Below are 15210 nucleotides of genomic sequence, written 5' to 3' on the forward strand. Positions count from 1 at the left end.
CAGTGTCTCAGGCGGCTCAGTCGCGCAACGCGGGCAGCACCTCGGTGGCGAAAGCGTCGATGAACGGTCCCTGGTCCTGGCCGACGAAGTGCAGGTAGAGGTCGTCGAAGCCGAGCGCGGCATATTCCGCCAGCCAGGCGCGGTGCTGCCCGAGGTCGGCCGAGACCCGCACGTGCTCGCGCACCGTCGCGGGAGTGACGTGCTGGGCCATCAGGTCGAAGGCCTCGGGCAGCTCGGTGTCCCAGCTGACCGGTTCGGGGAAGACGTTGCTGCGCCACTGGTCGTGCGCGATCGCCTCCGCCTCGTCCTCGGTCGCCGCCCAGGACAGGTGCACCTGCAACGCGGCCCGGCCGCGACCGCCGGCGTCGCGATAGGCGGAGAGCAGGTCGCGCAGCGCCTCGACCGGCTGGTTGAGCGTCACCAGGCCGTCCGCCCAGCCCGCGACCCTGGCCGCGGACTCGACCGACACGGCGGGACCGACGAGGAGCGGCCGGGGATCGGGGAGCTCCCACACCCGAGCACGGTCGACGGTGACCAGGCCCCGATGGGTGACCTCCTCGCCCGCGAGCAGCCGGCCGATGACGTCGACGCACTCCTCGAGCCGCACGGTCCGCTGGTCCTTGTCAGGCCAGCGCTCACCGGTGACGTGCTCGTTGGACGCCTCGCCGCTGCCGAGCGCCACCCAGAAGCGCCCCGGGAACATCTGGCCCAGGGTCGCGATCCGCTGCGCGTGCACCGCCGGGTGGTAGCGCTGCCCGGGAGCGGAGACGCACCCGATCGCCAGGTCCGTGGTGGCGAGCGCCGCCCCCAGCCAGGCCCAGGCGTAGCCCGCGTGCCCGTGGCGCCTGCTCCACGGCGCGAAGTGGTCCGAGCACATGGCCATCTCGAAGCCCGCGCGCTCGGCGTGCTGGACGTCGGCGAGCAGCTGGCGGGGGGAGATCTGCTCGTGCGAGGCGTGGAAGCCGACGCGGGTCACGACTGGTCCTTTCCTCGGGGGCGGTCAGTGGTCGATGCGGCGGTCGTCGTCGAGGACGACGCGCAGCCAGCGATGGTCGTACGCCGCGAGCGTGCACGTGAACCGGCCGCGCGGGCCGGTCTCCAGCTCCTCGGAGGGACCCGGCGTGAGCAGGTCGACGAGCCTGGTCCCGCGCGTGAGACCGGGCACCTCGAGGCTGACCTCGACCGGCTCGTCGGCGAAGTTGTGGAGTGCGAGCAGAGCCCACTCGTCCTTGCGGCACACGTGGGCCAGCACCCGGTCGTCACCGTGCTCGAGCACCTCCACCGTCGACCACCCGATCTCCGGTGACTGCCGGTAGCGCGAGATGAGACGGCGTACGAACGACCACAGCGAGTCGGGATCGCTGCGCTGGGTCGCCACGTTGACCTGGTCCGCGCCGTAGGCGCCGCGGGTGACCGGACGGACCAGCGAGCGGCGCCCGGCGGTCGAGAAGCCGCCGTGGTCGCCGGGCTGCCACTGCATGGGTGTGCGGACTGCCAGCCGACCGGGCACGTCGAGGTTCTCCCCCATCCCGATCTCCTCGCCGTAGAACAGCACCGGCGTGCCGGGCAGCGAGAACATCAGCGAGTAGGCCATCCGGATCCGCCGCTGGTCACCGCCCAGCATCGGCGGCAGCCGGCGCCGCAGGCCGCGGTCGAAGAGCTGGTGCTCCGGGTCGGGGCCGAAGGCGTCGAAGACCTCCTGGCGCTCGTCGGCGCTGAGCTTGTCGAGCGTCAGCTCGTCGTGGTTGCGCAGGAAGTTGGCCCACTGGCTGCCGACGTCGATCGCCGGTCGCTCGCGCAGGGCCGTCGTGAGCGGGCGGACGTCTCCGCGCGCCAGCGACAGGTAGAACGCCTGCATGCCGATGAAGTCGAACTGCATCGACAGCTCGTCGGCGTCGCCGCTGCCGAAGAACGCCGCCATGTCCGGGAAGGGGAGGTTGACCTCGCCGAGGAACATCACGGTGCCGTTGCGCCGCCCGGCGTGCGCCTTCAGGTTGCGCAGGTAGTCGTGGGGGTCGAACGGCGGGAACCTGCGCTCCTTCTTCGGCACCTGGTCCTCGGTGAAGAGGAAGGGCACGGCGTCGATCCGGAAGCCGTCGATGCCCAGCTCGAGCCAGTAGCCCATCGTGCGCATCACCTCGTCGCGGACGGCGGGGTTGGCGAGGTTGAGGTCGGGCTGGGTCTTGTAGAAGTGGTGGAGGTACCACTGTCCCGAGGCGGGGTCCTGCTCCCAGATCGAGTCCTCCTTGTCAGGGAAGACGACCTGCTTGCTGGTGTCGGGGGGCGTGGACGAGCGCCAGACGTACCAGTCCCGGCGCGGGTCGTCCTCACCGCGGAGCGCCTGCTTCCACCACGGATGCCGCTCCGAGGTGTGGTTCATGACGAAGTCGGCCACGACGCGGATGCCGCGCGAGTGGCACGTGCGCACCAGCTCGACGAGGTCGCCGGCACTGCCGAGCTGCGGGTCCACGCCGTAGAAGTCGGTGATGTCGTAGCCGTCGTCACTGCCACCCGTCGGGTAGAAGGGCATCAGCCACAGACAGGTCACGCCCAGGTCGGCCAAGTAGTCGACCCGGTGGAGCATTCCGCGCAGGTCGCCGTTCCCGTCGCCGTCGAGGTCGAGGAAGGTCTGGACGTCCGCGCAGTAGAGGACCGCGTTCTTCCACCACAAGTCGGAGGTGTCGGCGAGGTTCACCACTTCACGACATCATGTCGGGGTGACAGGCACTTCACCCCGCTGGGTGCTCCATGTCGACATGGACCAGTTCCTCGTCGCCGTCGAACTGCTGCGCCGTCCCGAGCTCATCGGCCTGCCCGTGATCGTCGGCGGCCGGGGCGACCCGACCGAGCGGGCCGTGGTCTCGACCGCGTCCTACGAGGCGCGCGAGCGTGGCGTGCACTCGGGACTGGCCCTGAAGATCGCCGTACGCCGCTGCCCCGACGCGATCCTGCTGCCGGTCGACTTCCCGGTCTACGAGGCCGCGTCCGCGGAGGTGATGGCGACCCTGCGCGCGCACCCCGGCGCCGTGGTGGAGGTGCTCGGCTGGGACGAGGCCTTCGTCGGTGTCGAGACCGACGACCCGCTGGCGACCGCGCTGGAGCTGCAGGCCGCGGTGCTCGCGCGGACCGACCTGCACTGCTCGATCGGGATCGGCGACACGCTCGTCCGGGCCAAGATCGCGACCGACTTCGGCAAGCCGCAGGGCACCTACTTCCTGCACCGCGAGAACTGGCTCGACGTGATGGGCCACCGGCCGACCACCGCGCTGTGGGGCGTCGGACCGAAGATCGGCCAGCGGCTGGCGGCGATCGGGATCGACACCGTGGCCCAGCTCGCGGCCAGCCCCGACGAACCGCTGGTCGAGGCGTTCGGCCCCAACACCGGCCCGCACATCGGCCGGCTCGGGCGCGGCGGCGGGCGCGCCTGGCCCGACGACACGCCCTGGGTCGCCCGGGCCCACGGCCGGGAGACGACCTACCAGGCCGACCTGACGACCCGCGACGACGTCGCCGTCGCCCTTCGGGAGCTGGCCGAGCGGGTGATCGAGGACCTCGCCAAGGAGGGCCGCGCGGCGACGCGGGTGCACCTCAAGGTCAGGTTCGCGCCGTTCTTCACGCACACCAAGGTGCGCAAGCTGTCAGGGCCGACGATGGATCCGGGCGTCCTCGCGGACACCGCCCTGGCGCTCTACGACGCGCTCGCCGACGACCGGCCGGTTCGGCTGCTCGGGGTGCGGGCCGAGATGGAGCCGCCCGAGGGCGGCTACTGAGGGTTGTCCACAGGCACGGGGCTCGAGGTTCCTCGCCGGTCGCCCGCGGGAACCGTCCACGCATGACCCAGACACCACCCTCCGAGCCCTGGCTCGACGACCTCCGCCGCGAGACCGCCCGCCACCTCGAGCAGATCGCACGGGTGCAGGACGAGCTCTCCACCTTGTACGGCGAGGCGCACACCGCCGAGGGACGCGTGCGCGTGCGCGTCAACGCAGCCGGACGGCCGACCGCGCTCACGCTGGAGCCGAGCGCCCTGTCCCTGCCGCCCTCCGACCTCGCCGCCGCGATCCTGCGGGCGGTCGACGACGCGACCGCGCGGGCGGGTGAGCGGCTCGCGGAGCTCGTCGGCACGCTGGTGCCCGCCGCGGACCTCGACGCGATGCTGGCCGGCCGACCGACGGACGCCGACCGTGTCGCCGTACGCGCGGAGCTCGACGCCCTCTCCGCTGACGGCGGTTGAGGAGGTCGCGCAGCGGCCCGGCTACTCCTGCTCGTGGATCGGGACCCTCGGCAGCTTCTTCACCTTCCGGATCCGCTTGCGACGGGCCGGGATCATCGAGCGCATCTCCTCGAGCTTGCCGAAGCACAGCAGCCGGTCGTCAGACTCGAGCACCGTGTCGGCGCGCGGGTTGGGGATGACGGCGGTGCCGCGGTGCAGGGTCAGCACGGAGATGTCCTTCTCGCGCAGGCCGGACTCGCCCAGGGTGAGCCCGACGATGTCGGCGTCGCCATGGACGAGCAGCTCGGCGACGCCGTACCCCGTCGAGACGCTGAGCCGCTGCCGGACGTCGATCTGCGGGAAGGCGACCTGGTTGTCGATGTGGTCGATGATCGCGCCGGCGACGTCGAGCTTGGTGGCGGTCTCGATGCCCTCGAGCCCGGGCGAGGAGTTGACCTCCATCACCAGCGGGCCGTCGTTGCCCTCGAGCATGTCGACGCCGGCGACCCGCAGGCCCATGATCTGCGCGGAGCGGACCGCGGCCTCCTCGAACGCCGGGTCGAGCTCGACGGCCTCGACCGTCCCGCCGCGGTGCACGTTGGAGCGGAACTCGTCGCCCTTCGCGACCCGCCGCATCGCCGCGACGACCCGGTCGCCGACGACGAGGGCGCGGATGTCGCGACCCTTCGACTCCTTGACGAAGCGCTGGATCAGGACGTTCTGCCGGGTGCTCTGCAGCGTCTCGATGATCGCCTCGGCGACCTTGATGTCCGGCGCCAGGATGACCCCGATGCCCTGGGTGCCTTCGAGCAGCTTGATCACGACCGGAGCGCCGCCGACGCGCTCGATCGCCGGGATCACGTCGGCGCGGTCGCGGACGAACGTGGTCGCCGGCATCGCGATCTCGTGCTTGGACAGGATCTGCGAGGCCCGCAGCTTGTCGCGGGAGTTGGAGATCCCGTAGGCCGTGTTGGGGGTGTAGACGTCCATCTGCTCGAACTGCCGCACGACGGCGGTGCCGAAGTAGGTGATCGAGTTGCCGATGCGCGGCAGGATCGCGTCGTAGTCGGAGAGCTGCTTGCCGCGGAACTGCAGGTCGGGCTGGTCGCCCGACAGGTCGATGCCGAAGCGCAGGGTGTTGAGCACCTTCACCTCGTGCCCCCGGTCCTGGGCGGCGGTGCGCAGCCGCTGGGTGCTGTAGGAGCGCGGGGCGCGGGACAGAATGGCCAGCTTCACGAGATCACACCTGATTGGATAGGGGGGTGGCAGCCACCCATCCAACCAGCCCCGGTCAGTTGACCGCCGGTTGGCGCGAATGGGTTCGTCTGCCCGGCATCGACGTCGAGTGGGTCAAGGCCAAGCTCGACACCGGTGCCCGGTCGAGCGCGATCCATGCCTTCGACATCCACGAGTTCGACCGCGACGGCGAGTCGTGGGTGCGCTTCTCCATCCACCCGTGGCAGCGCTCGCGCGAGGACTCCGTCGACGTCGAGCTGCCGATCCACGACCGCCGGCACGTGCGTTCCTCGACCGGGCACGTGCAGGAGCGCTACGTCGTGCTGCTGGACGTCACCCTCGTCGAGCGGACCGTGACCGCGGAGGTGACGCTGACCAGCCGCGACCAGATGGGCTTCCGGATGCTGATCGGACGCGAGGCGCTGCGCCAGGGCTATCTCATCGACTCGCGCCGGTCCTACCTCGGCGGTCGCCCGAAGAAGTCCGTACGGCGCCGCAACCGCGGCGTCTGATCAGGCCCGCAGCCTCTGGGCCAGCCCGTCGAGGATGAGCTCGAGCCCGTAGTCGAACTCATCGGCGTACGCATAGTCGCGACCCACGACCTGCTCGGTGATCATCTCGACGAGGTGCGGGTAGTCGTCGCCCAGCTGCCCGAGCTCGGCGGCGAACTCCTCGGTGCTCTCGCCGGGCTCCATCGGCAGGTTGAGCTCGGTCAGCACGAAGCCGAAGACGTAGGCGTCGATGACGGAGTAGGCGTGGGCGGCCAGCGCGACCGAGAAGCCGTGCCGGCGCAGGCAGCCCAGCACCGCGTCGTGGTGGCGCAGGAGTGCGGGGCCGGGGTGGCGTCGCGACTCCAGCAGCCCGAGCGTCCAGGGGTGGCGGCGGAGCACGTCGCGAGCCGACGACGTGCGGGTGGAGATCGCGACCCGCCACGGCAGCTCGGGATCGGGGAGCGTGATCTGGGCGAAGGCCCAGTCGGCGAGGGCGTCGAGGAGGTCCTCCTTGCCGCGGAGGTGGTGGTAGAGCGACATCGCCTCCACGCCGAGCTCGCGCCCGACGTTGCGCATGCTCACCGCCGCCAGGCCGCCGCGATCCGCGACGGCCACGGCCGCCGAGACGATCAGCTCGCGGCTGAGCGCGGGGCGGGCAGGCTTCGGGGACATGTCAGGGATCTCCCTAGTAGTGGACTTACGAGTGTAAGGATACGCTCTGCCTTACATGTGTAAGGAGATCACCATGAAGGCAGCAGTCCACCGCGCATACGGCGCTCCGGACGTCGTGCATGTCGAGGACGTCGCGACCCCCATGCTCGGTCCGAAGCAGGTGCTGGTGCGCGTGCACGCCACCGCCGTGACCGCCGCTGACTCCCGCATCCGCGCCGCGCGGTTCCCGCGGGGCTACGGCCTGATCGCCCGCGCGCTCTTCGGCCTGCGCCGACCGCGACGTCCCGTGCTCGGCTGGGTCGCCAGCGGGGTCGTGGAGGCCGTGGGCGCTCGCGTCGAAGGGTTCGCGGTCGGCGACGAGGTCTGCGGCACCACCGGCCTGGGCGCCGGCTGCCACGCCGAGCTCGCGGCGCTTCCGACCAAGCGCCTGGTGCACCTGCCGGCCGGCGTCACGCACGAGCAGGCCGCGGGAGTGCTCTTCGGCGGCGCGACTGCGCTGTACTTCCTGCGCGACGTCGGCAGCGTCCAGCCCGGGCAGACCGTCCTGGTCAACGGCGCGTCGGGGGCGATCGGCACCAACGCGGTGCAGCTGGCCAAGCACTTCGGTGCCGAGGTCACCGCCGTCGCGAGCGCCGCCAACGCCACGCTCCTCAAGGAGCTCGGCGCCGACCACGTCGTCGACTACGCCCTGACGCCGGTCGCGGGCCTGAGCGAGCGGTTCGACGTCGTCCTCGACACCGTCGGCAACCTCGGCCGCGACACCGGTCGCCGGCTTCTCACGCCGGACGGCGTCCTGCTGCAGGCGGTGGCGGACCTCAGCGACAACCTGCTCGCGCGCGGCAACGTCAAGGCCGGCACCACCCCGGAGCGGGCCGAGGACTTCGCGACCCTGCTCGACCTCGTCGCCGAGGGCCGGTTGGTCGTCGTGAACTCGCACGTCCTGCCCCTCGAGGACATCGTGCGCGCCCACGAGATCGCCGACTCCGGTCGCAAGGTGGGCAACGTCGTCGTGGTCCCGTGATGCCGCGTGCAGGGTCGGGCGACTGCGAGAATGCGCAGATGCCTGCCCACCACGACGCCCGCTGATGGCGCGCGAGTCCTTCGGGATCGGCACGGTCCGCATCCGCCCGGGCTCGAGCCGCAACCTCGAGCTGCCGATCACCCGCCTGGTCACCGGCTCCGACGTCAGCCTCCCGGTCCGGGTGGTGCACGGGCGCGAGGACGGCCCGACGGTCTGGCTCAGTGCCGCGATCCACGGCGACGAGGTCGTCGGGGTCGAGGTGATCCGCCAGGTGCTCGCCGGGCTCGATCCCAAGACCTTCCGGGGCACGCTCGTCGCCGTACCCGTCGTCAACGTCCTGGGCTTCATGACCGGGGACCGCTACCTGCCGGACCGCCGCGACCTCAACCGCTCCTTCCCGGGCTCGGCCCGCGGCTCGCTGGCGGCGCGCATCGCGCACCTGTTCATGACCGAGGTCGTGGCGAAGTGCGACGTCGGCCTCGACCTGCACACCGGCTCCGACCGCCGCTCCAACCTGCCCCACGTGCGCGCCGACCTCGACGACGACCTGACCCGCCAGCTCGCAGAGGCGTTCGCTGCGCCGGTGATGCTGCACGCCGGCATCCGCGACGGCTCGCTGCGCGAGGCCGCCCGCGAGCAGGGCGCCAAGGTGCTGCTCTTCGAGGCCGGTGAGAGCCTGCGCTTCGACGACTACGCCATCGACGCCGGTGTCATCGGTGTACGCCGCGTGCTGGCTGCACTGGAGATGACCGAGCCGGTCAACGAGCCGGCGCCGACCCCGTCGGTCGAGTCCCGCGCGAGCGGCTGGGTGCGCGCGCGGCGCACGGGCATCCTGCACCTCGACGTCACGCTCGGGCAGCTGGTCACCGAGGGCGAGCGGCTCGGCGCGCTGCACGACTCCTTCGGCAAGACGCTGCGACTGGTGCACGCGAACCGGACCGGGATCGTCATCGGCCGCACGGAGCAGCCGCTGGTCAACTCCGGCGACGCGCTGATCCACATCGCCGACGTCTTCACCGGCGACGCCTAGTCATCCAGCTGGTCACCAGCTCGGACCCGCCGTCGGCTGCTCGAAGCAGGGCTCGGGCTCGAGCCGGATCTGCGCGAGGCTCAGCGCCGGCGGCTTCCAGTTGCCGTCGAGGGACGTCACCTCCTTGACGACGAGGCCCTGGGCCGCACCCAGGATCCGCCGCTGCACGAAGCCGAGGTTCTTCGCCCAGACCTGGTAGATCCCGAGGGCGAACTCGATGCGCCGCAGCTCGAGGGCGAGCTGGCCGAGCCGGGCGGTGATCTGGGCGCTGACGATGCCGGCCCGCGCGGCAGCGGCAGCCGCCCCGGCCGCGGCCGAGGCGCCGAGGGTGATGATCGCGCCGGCCGCGCTGAGCGCCAGCGAGATGGCCGCCCACTCGATCAGCTCCCGGACGAGGTCGCGCACGAGCTGCTCGCACCGGCGGACCGCGAGCGCGGCCTGGTCGAGCAGGTCGGCCACCTCGCTCGCGCCCTCGGCGACGGCGTCCAGGTCGCGCCTGATGTCGATCACCGCCTCGACGAGGGCCGTGTGGGCCAGGCCCTCCCACTGGCCGTCGACGCGCTCGAGCGCACCCCGCTCGTCATGCGCCACGTGCGTCAGCGCCTCCGACATCGCCCGCCAGCGGCGGGCCAGCTCGTGCACCTGCTCGCCGTCGCCGGTCACCCACTCGAGCTTCTCGAGCAACGGCGCCAGCAGCGGTCGCATGAGCGCGGCGATCTCCGCGCCCAGCGCACCGAGCTGCGACTCGAGGTCGAGCGCGTGTGCAACCCGGGGGCTCATCGCGGGCCGCCCAGGAGCGCCTGGAAGCGCTCGGCGACGTCGGCGTCGACGGCTCGGAACAGGTCGCGCACCTCGCGGACGCCGTCACTGAGGTCCTCGCACCGCTGCGCGACGTCCCAGATCTCGGCGCGGACGGCACGGTTGACGGCACGGAACGTCTCCACGACCTCGTGGGCGGGCAGGATCTTGCCCAGGGCGTCGGGGTCCAGCACCGCCTCACGCCGGTCGTGCTGGATCCGGATCAGGGTGTTGCGGGCGTGGCGCTGGTCGGCAGCGACGCGGGTCATCGCTGCGAGCTCGGCAACTAGTCGGCCGGTCATGGTGTCCTCCACTGCTGGGCGTTGGTGCAGGGAGAGTGCCCGCGCGAGGTGGGGGCGGAAACGACCGAGTCGTCAGCTGTGGAAAACCCTCAGCGCCAGCGGTCACGCGCGCTGGGGGCGCGGCCCGCTCCGGGCTCGCCGACCTTCACCTCGCGCCCGTACGCCCAGCCGTCGGTGAGCGGCAGGAAGTCGCCGCTCCAGAAGGTGCCGGGGTCGAACCACTGCGCGCGCCGGTCGAGGGCGATCACCCCCATGTCCTGCAGGGTGGTCGCCACCACCTCGGCACAGAAGGCCTGCTCGGGGCGGACTTTGCGGCCGCGGTGCCGCTGCGCGACATAGGCGTCGCGCGCGCGGAACCAGCGCGCCAGCAGCTTGGCCGTGCTGGGGAAGGACACCCCGTCGAGGCGCGCGATCGCGGTCAGCATCGCGTCCTCCTCGCGACGCCCGACCTCGGGCGTGAGCTGCCGCAGCCACGCCTGCTGGCGGTAGGTGCCCGACCACCGGTCGACCGCCTCGCGCAGGTCGTGCAGCTGCACCCCGCGGTGGTTGCCGCCCGTCCAGACGTCGGTGAGCACCTTGGAGAGCTCGGCGTGCCACATCAGCGGTGGCAGGTCGTCGATGACGACGGCCATCCCGACATGGTTGACCGGGGAGTTGGTCAGCGTCCGGATCGCCCGGTCGGCGACCGTACGCCCGCGGAAGAGCCACAGGTCGCCGGTCCGGGTGATGTCGACCGCTTGATCCAGGGTCAGGGCGTCGTCCATGGCGGCCAGTCTGCACTGGGGGGAAGGCCGCTGACCTCATCCGGGCAGAACGCCTATGCTCCGGTCATGGCCAAGAGGTTCGCGTGGTGGAAGTTGCTCGGCCTGGCCGGGGTGCTCGGCGGCGTCGCGACGGGCGCCGCGATCACGCGCCAGGAGCGCGAGCGCCGGTCCTACTCCGCCGACGAGATCCGCGAGCGGCTGCACCGTCGGCACGCCGAGATCGAGGATCCGTCCTAGCCCTCCAGATGCATCGCGTCGGCCTCCGGGCCGCGCTCGCCGTCGAGGTCGACCGAGTCGTCCTCCTCCGAGGCGTCACCCCCGAGCACGTCCTCACCCGCGGGGATCGCGTCCGGGTCGTCGCCACCGAGCATCTGCTCGTGCTCGGCCAGGTCCTCCGGGTCGGCCTCCTCCTGCCGTAGCCGGACGCTGAGCGACTCGTCATCGAGCTCCGCCAGCTCGGCGCCACGGGGGTGGCGGTCAGGCGGCGACCACGGCTCGTCGGCACCCGCGGTGGGGTCGTCGAGATTGACCTCTGCCTCGGACTGCTCCTGCGGGTCGAGCTCGGTCTGGCCGAAATCGCCTTCGCCCTGGTTGCTCATGCCTCCACCTTGTCCGCCTGCCCGGAACCGGACAAGCCTCACTCGTCGTTGGTCTCGTGGGCCCGGGAGTCGATCGCGTCGGTGTCGACGGTGTCGTTCTGCTCGGCGTTGCCCGCGGGCTCGGCCGCGAGCGCGGCGAGGCGCTCGGCGTCGTCGACGTGACGACCTGCCCCGGGGAACACCGAGCCCGGGTCCACGTCGTCGTCGCTGGCGTCGGGGTCGTGCCAGGGGTCATCGATCTGGGCAGCCATGTCAGTGCTCCTTCGTCTCGGTGCGCGCCGTCGGGTGCTCCAGCCCCGCGGCCTCGGTCAGCCATCCCCATGCCTGCGCCCGGGCCGCCTCGTCCGCGCGCGTGGTCGGCACGAGGTTGACCGGCCGCGGCCGTCGGTCGTGCCAGAAGAGCGCGGTGGGCGGAGCCGGCTGCGTCGCCGAGAGCCACACGCTGGTGTCGGCGCCCTGCGCGTCGTCGCGCAGCAGCGGTCGGGTCACCGCCCGGAACCGCGGCAGTGACTCCCGCACGCCCGGGGTGTCCGCCCAGCCCGGGTGCATCGCAGCCGTGGTGATCTCGTCGAGCGACCACCGGTCCGCGAGGAGCGGCAGCACCTCGACCTGCATGCGCTTGGACCGTGCGTACGCCGCTGTCGGGGAGTAGTCCCCGCGACGGAACCCGGGATCGTCGGACCGCAGGGGCTGGCCGTACATCCCGCCGCTGCTCACCAGCACGACCCGGCCGCCGGTCAGAACGGGCCGGAGGGCCTCGGTCATCACGACCGGCCCGAGCAGGTGCACGGCCATGCTCAGCTCGTGGCCCTGCGCCGACTCGGTCCGCTCGGGCGGCATCACGCCCGCGTTGTGGACCGCCGCGTGCAGGGCGGGCACCTCGCTGCCGAAGTCGGCAGCGAAGCGCCGTACGTCCTCGAGGTCGCCCACGTCGCAGCGCCACAGGCGCATCACGGCTCCGGGCAGCCGGGAGGCGATGTCGTCTCGCACCCGCGCTCCCTTGACCTCGTCGCGCACCACGAGGTGGACGGTCGCGCCGAGGGCGGCCACCCCCTCGACCGTGGCGGTGCCGAGCCCCGAGCTGGCGCCCGTGACCAGCACGTGTCGGCCGGAGAGCGCGCCGGGAGCGGGGTCGGCGGGCCAGCCCGGCAGCGCACGCCGGACGTTGAGCCCGATCTTCGTGTAGCCCAGGACCAGCGTCCGGTCCAGGAAGGTGTCGAGCGCGCGCGCGGGGAGCGGGGCGGTCATCGTGCCCCCGGGAGCCGGTCGAGGCAGCCGCGCATCTGCTCGACGGTCGTGCGCGCGAGGAAGGGGAGGTAGGCAGCCACGACGGGGACCGCGAGCTTGGACTTGCCGTGGAAGGAGAACTGAGCCGTGTAGGTCACCTCGGACCCGCCGTCGTGCGCGCGGATCCCGAGCACGTCGTGCCCGTGGAACTGCTCGTTGCGACCGGTCAGGCGGATGCGGGTCGGGTGCTCGAGCTCGACGGTGGTGTAGGTGATCACCGCCTCGCGGCCGAGGAAGGACGAGACGTTGCGATAGGTCGTGCCCACTCCCCCCGCACCCGAGGTCCGCTCGCACGACTTCGTGCCCGGATCCCACTCCTCGGCGTTGGTGAAGTCGGCGAGGTAGTCGAAGACCACCTCGGGTGGCGCGGTCGTGGTGAACGTGCGGGACACGGTCGGCATGTGGGCTTCCTCCTCGGTCGCTGTCCACGCTACGTCCGCTCCCCACACGACGGACCACCCTTGCGGACCGTCGCTGGTGCACACTTTCTCCAGGGAGGTCCGATGAACGAACACGCACACCACCCCGACGCCGAGGACTGGGACGAGCGCTACGGCGACGACCAGATGTGGAGCGGGCACCCCAACGAGCAGCTCGTCGTCGAGGTCAGCGACCTCGAGGCCGGCACGGCCCTGGACGTGGGCTGCGGCGAAGGCGCCGACGCCATCTGGCTGGCCGAGCGCGGCTGGCGTGTCGTCGGCATCGACGTGTCGGCCCGCGCCCTGGACCGGGCCGCGCGTGCCGCGGCAGCCGCGAGCGCTGACGTCGAGTGGCGACCGATCGGCCTGGAGCAGGTCGACGCATCGACGTACGACCTGGTGATCTCGTTCTATCCCGCCCTCGTGCGCAGCGACGGCGCCGTCATCGAGACCCTGCTCCGGACCGTCGCACCCGGCGGCACCCTGCTGGTGGTGCACCACGCCCATGTCGATCGCGAGCGGGCGCGCGAGCACGGCTTCGACCCCGATGACTACGTCCGGCACCAGGACCTGCTCGCTGTCCTCACCGGCCGCGACGGGTGGACGATCGAGGTGGCGGAGGAGCGGGGGCGTACGGCGCCCGAGGGACCCGGCGCCCACCACCACACCGACCTCGTCCTGCGCGTCCGGCGCGACTGAGGCTCAGCCTGGTCGCACCGTCAGCGACTGCGAGAGCGTGCCGATCGGTCCGTGCTCGTCGTGCAGCACGCTGCTCGTCACGCCCAGGCCGCCGGGACCGAAGGAGACCGTGGTGTCGAAGCCGAGCCAGCCGGGCTCGGGCGCGCGCAGCAGGTGGGCCGTGAGGTCGACGTTGGGGAAGGCGACCTCGCGCGGGTCGGCGCGGACGGTCATCCCGTTGGCGATGTCGAGCAGCCCCATGGCGGTCGCGGTGGCGCTGGCGGGCTCCTCGAGGAGCTGGGTGGCGCTGCGTGCCCAGAACCTTCCGCGACCGGGCCCGTGGTGGTCACGGCGCAGCGACGCCGAGGCGATGAAGCCGCCCGGCCAGACCGTCGTCGGGTCCCACTCGTCGAACGACTCCGGGTCCGGCATCGGCGGCAGGTCGGTGCCCGCCACCTCGCCGGTGTCGCCGCCCGCGAGCAACCAGGCACGCAGCAGCACGCCCGGGCGGCCGGCGTGCGTCAGCACCGCCTCCACGAGCTCGACGGTGCGACCGGGTCGGACGACGCGGACCTCGATCTCGACCTCCTCCAGCGGCAGGACGCCGAGGATGTCGTAGGAGAGGCGGCTCAGCCTCACGCCGTCGGAGCGGCGGGCGTCGAGGTCGAGCTCGACCGCGTGGGCCATCAGCCCCATCGCGGGCGCGATGTGCTGCTCGTCGGTGCGCCACGCACCACCGACGTGCTCGGTGGGGGCGAAGGTCGTCGGTCCGGTGCGGCGGAAGTAGGTCTGGTCCACGGGGACAGCGTGCCCCACGGCCCGGACCGTAGGCTCGGTGCACGCCGCTCCACCTGAGCCACCGGCCGAGGAGGCCCCTTGTCCCGCACTGCCACCCGCATCCGGACGATCCTGCCCAGCACGGGTCGCACCGCCCTCGGCGCCACGATCGCCGGCGGCGTCCTCACCGGCCTGGCGTCCGCGCCCGAACGGATGGGCCGGCTGTTCCGGCGCCGCTACCCGACGGTCGCGGTCACCGGGATGACCGGCGTCGGCAAGTCGCAGCTGGCCGACCGGCTCTCGCGGCGCTCCTCCGGCAACGGTGTCACCGAGGTCGGCTCGGCGGTGATGGAGCGCCGCACCCGGCGCTCGGCCCGCCTGCACGGCTTCCGCTTCCTGGTCGTGCCGGGCGACAACGCGGCCACGCGGCTCGGCGCGCTCGACGAGGTCTTCCACGACGAGCCCGTCGACGGCGTGATCCACGTCGTCGCCAACGGCCACGCCACCCCGCGACGGACCGCCGGCACCACGGGTCGCGCCAGCGCCACCCGCGACGAGCTGCTCGCCGCGGAGCTCGAGGACTGGGCGATCACCGCCCACCGGATCGCGTCGATGGCGGTGCGCCGCGACAAGCCCGTGTGGCTCGTGATCGCGGTGACCAAGGCCGATCTGTACGCCGACGAGCTGGACGCCGTCGTCGACTACTACTCGCCGGGGAGCGGGTCGCCGTTCGGCGACAAGATCGACGAGCTGCGGGCGCTGGCCGGCGGCGCGAAGCTGTCGGTCGACGTCCTGCCCGTCAGCAGCCAGGGCGGCTCACCCCGGGGCGAGCGGAAGTCAGCCCTGTCCGCCAAGCAGGCGAGCGCCATGGTCGACGCTCTCGCGACGCGGCTCGCCCAGCTCAGCGGACACGTCTGAGGGCT

The 15210-nt window shown here is 72.2% G+C and carries 20 protein-coding genes; 8 read left to right on the plus strand and 12 right to left on the minus strand.

Annotation, left to right across the window (positions count from 1 at the left end; translation table 11 throughout):
• Positions 1 to 16: 16 nt before the first annotated feature.
• Both CF8_RS17870 and CF8_RS17875 read right to left on the minus strand, forming a co-directional pair.
• On the minus strand, positions 17 to 976 hold the full coding sequence (locus tag CF8_RS17870) for a TIGR03885 family FMN-dependent LLM class oxidoreductase (RefSeq protein WP_010834507.1): 960 nt from the start codon (positions 974 to 976) through the stop codon (positions 17 to 19).
• A 24-nt stretch (positions 977 to 1000) separates the two neighbouring features.
• A complete protein-coding gene (locus CF8_RS17875) occupies positions 1001 to 2695 on the minus strand; it encodes an alpha-amylase family protein (protein ID WP_036493557.1) in 1695 nt (564 codons plus the stop codon).
• A gap of 22 nt (positions 2696 to 2717) precedes the next feature.
• Between CF8_RS17875 and CF8_RS17880 the strand changes: the two genes are divergently transcribed.
• Together CF8_RS17880 and CF8_RS17885 are read left to right on the plus strand one after the other, a co-directional pair.
• Complete coding sequence (locus tag CF8_RS17880) at positions 2718 to 3770, plus strand: DNA polymerase IV (RefSeq protein WP_084622931.1); 1053 nt, start codon at positions 2718 to 2720, stop codon at positions 3768 to 3770.
• A 62-nt stretch (positions 3771 to 3832) separates the two neighbouring features.
• Positions 3833 to 4234 carry a YbaB/EbfC family nucleoid-associated protein gene (locus CF8_RS17885; protein ID WP_010834510.1) on the plus strand — a complete coding sequence of 134 codons (402 nt, stop codon included), beginning with the start codon at positions 3833 to 3835 and terminating at the stop codon, positions 4232 to 4234.
• Between the two features lie 21 nt (positions 4235 to 4255).
• Here CF8_RS17885 and CF8_RS17890 read toward each other — a convergent pair whose 3' ends face one another.
• Entirely contained in the window at positions 4256 to 5449 is a 1194-nt protein-coding gene (locus tag CF8_RS17890; protein WP_010834511.1) for a RimK family alpha-L-glutamate ligase, read from the minus strand.
• A gap of 26 nt (positions 5450 to 5475) precedes the next feature.
• On the opposite strand from CF8_RS17890, the gene CF8_RS17895 reads away from it, so the two are divergent.
• Positions 5476 to 5961 carry an ATP-dependent zinc protease family protein gene (locus CF8_RS17895; RefSeq protein ID WP_036491375.1) on the plus strand — a complete coding sequence of 162 codons (486 nt, stop codon included), beginning with the start codon at positions 5476 to 5478 and terminating at the stop codon, positions 5959 to 5961.
• Here CF8_RS17895 and CF8_RS17900 read toward each other — a convergent pair whose 3' ends face one another.
• Positions 5962 to 6612 (minus strand): TetR/AcrR family transcriptional regulator, encoded by a 651-nt coding sequence (locus CF8_RS17900; protein ID WP_010834513.1) that lies wholly within the window; start codon positions 6610 to 6612, stop codon positions 5962 to 5964.
• Between the two features lie 73 nt (positions 6613 to 6685).
• Between CF8_RS17900 and CF8_RS17905 the strand changes: the two genes are divergently transcribed.
• Together CF8_RS17905 and CF8_RS17910 are read left to right on the plus strand one after the other, a co-directional pair.
• Positions 6686 to 7633: an NAD(P)-dependent alcohol dehydrogenase gene (locus tag CF8_RS17905; RefSeq protein WP_036491377.1), complete on the plus strand. Its 948-nt coding sequence runs from the start codon at positions 6686 to 6688 to the stop codon at positions 7631 to 7633.
• Positions 7634 to 7697: 64 nt separating this feature from the next.
• Positions 7698 to 8663 carry a succinylglutamate desuccinylase/aspartoacylase family protein gene (locus tag CF8_RS17910; protein WP_010834515.1) on the plus strand — a complete coding sequence of 322 codons (966 nt, stop codon included), beginning with the start codon at positions 7698 to 7700 and terminating at the stop codon, positions 8661 to 8663.
• 12 nt (positions 8664 to 8675) lie between these two features.
• Here the strand turns inward: CF8_RS17910 and CF8_RS17915 are convergent, their stop codons facing one another.
• The 3 genes from CF8_RS17915 to CF8_RS17925 form a co-directional block, all read right to left on the minus strand.
• The gene (locus tag CF8_RS17915) at positions 8676 to 9443 is read right to left on the minus strand and encodes a WXG100 family type VII secretion target (protein WP_010834516.1); all 768 of its coding nucleotides are present in this window, start codon (positions 9441 to 9443) and stop codon (positions 8676 to 8678) included.
• Positions 9440 to 9763, minus strand: a complete 324-nt coding sequence (locus CF8_RS17920) for a hypothetical protein (protein ID WP_156887261.1) — start codon at positions 9761 to 9763, stop codon at positions 9440 to 9442. The genes CF8_RS17915 and CF8_RS17920 overlap by 4 nt, the downstream gene beginning before the upstream one ends.
• An 89-nt stretch (positions 9764 to 9852) precedes the next feature.
• Positions 9853 to 10527: a hypothetical protein gene (locus CF8_RS17925; RefSeq protein ID WP_010834518.1), complete on the minus strand. Its 675-nt coding sequence runs from the start codon at positions 10525 to 10527 to the stop codon at positions 9853 to 9855.
• A 66-nt stretch (positions 10528 to 10593) separates the two neighbouring features.
• On the opposite strand from CF8_RS17925, the gene CF8_RS22650 reads away from it, so the two are divergent.
• On the plus strand, positions 10594 to 10764 hold the full coding sequence (locus CF8_RS22650; RefSeq protein ID WP_198016876.1) for a hypothetical protein: 171 nt from the start codon (positions 10594 to 10596) through the stop codon (positions 10762 to 10764).
• On the opposite strand, the gene CF8_RS17930 is transcribed toward CF8_RS22650, so the two are convergent.
• Genes CF8_RS17930 through CF8_RS17945 form a run of 4 tightly spaced genes read right to left on the minus strand, consistent with a single transcriptional unit; the run spans position 10761 to position 12814 of the window.
• The gene (locus tag CF8_RS17930) at positions 10761 to 11126 is read right to left on the minus strand and encodes a hypothetical protein (RefSeq protein WP_010834519.1); all 366 of its coding nucleotides are present in this window, start codon (positions 11124 to 11126) and stop codon (positions 10761 to 10763) included. The genes CF8_RS22650 and CF8_RS17930 overlap by 4 nt on opposite strands.
• 38 nt (positions 11127 to 11164) lie before the next feature.
• Entirely contained in the window at positions 11165 to 11377 is a 213-nt protein-coding gene (locus CF8_RS17935) for a hypothetical protein (RefSeq protein ID WP_036491382.1), read from the minus strand.
• Between the two features lies 1 nt (position 11378).
• On the minus strand, positions 11379 to 12374 hold the full coding sequence (locus CF8_RS17940; protein WP_010834520.1) for an SDR family NAD(P)-dependent oxidoreductase: 996 nt from the start codon (positions 12372 to 12374) through the stop codon (positions 11379 to 11381).
• A complete protein-coding gene (locus CF8_RS17945; protein ID WP_036491384.1) occupies positions 12371 to 12814 on the minus strand; it encodes an SRPBCC family protein in 444 nt (147 codons plus the stop codon). Before CF8_RS17945 ends, CF8_RS17940 begins: the two co-directional genes overlap by 4 nt.
• A gap of 102 nt (positions 12815 to 12916) precedes the next feature.
• On the opposite strand from CF8_RS17945, the gene CF8_RS17950 reads away from it, so the two are divergent.
• Positions 12917 to 13531 carry a class I SAM-dependent methyltransferase gene (locus tag CF8_RS17950; protein WP_051204262.1) on the plus strand — a complete coding sequence of 205 codons (615 nt, stop codon included), beginning with the start codon at positions 12917 to 12919 and terminating at the stop codon, positions 13529 to 13531.
• Positions 13532 to 13534: 3 nt separating this feature from the next.
• Here the strand turns inward: CF8_RS17950 and CF8_RS17955 are convergent, their stop codons facing one another.
• Positions 13535 to 14308 carry an acyl-CoA thioesterase domain-containing protein gene (locus tag CF8_RS17955; protein WP_010834522.1) on the minus strand — a complete coding sequence of 258 codons (774 nt, stop codon included), beginning with the start codon at positions 14306 to 14308 and terminating at the stop codon, positions 13535 to 13537.
• A gap of 78 nt (positions 14309 to 14386) precedes the next feature.
• On the opposite strand from CF8_RS17955, the gene CF8_RS17960 reads away from it, so the two are divergent.
• Entirely contained in the window at positions 14387 to 15205 is an 819-nt protein-coding gene (locus CF8_RS17960) for a GTPase domain-containing protein (RefSeq protein WP_010834523.1), read from the plus strand.
• The last annotated feature ends 5 nt before the right edge of the window (positions 15206 to 15210 follow it).

It is taken from the genome of Nocardioides sp. CF8 (genome assembly GCF_000389985.1).
Lineage (GTDB): Bacteria > Actinomycetota > Actinomycetes > Propionibacteriales > Nocardioidaceae > Nocardioides > Nocardioides allogilvus.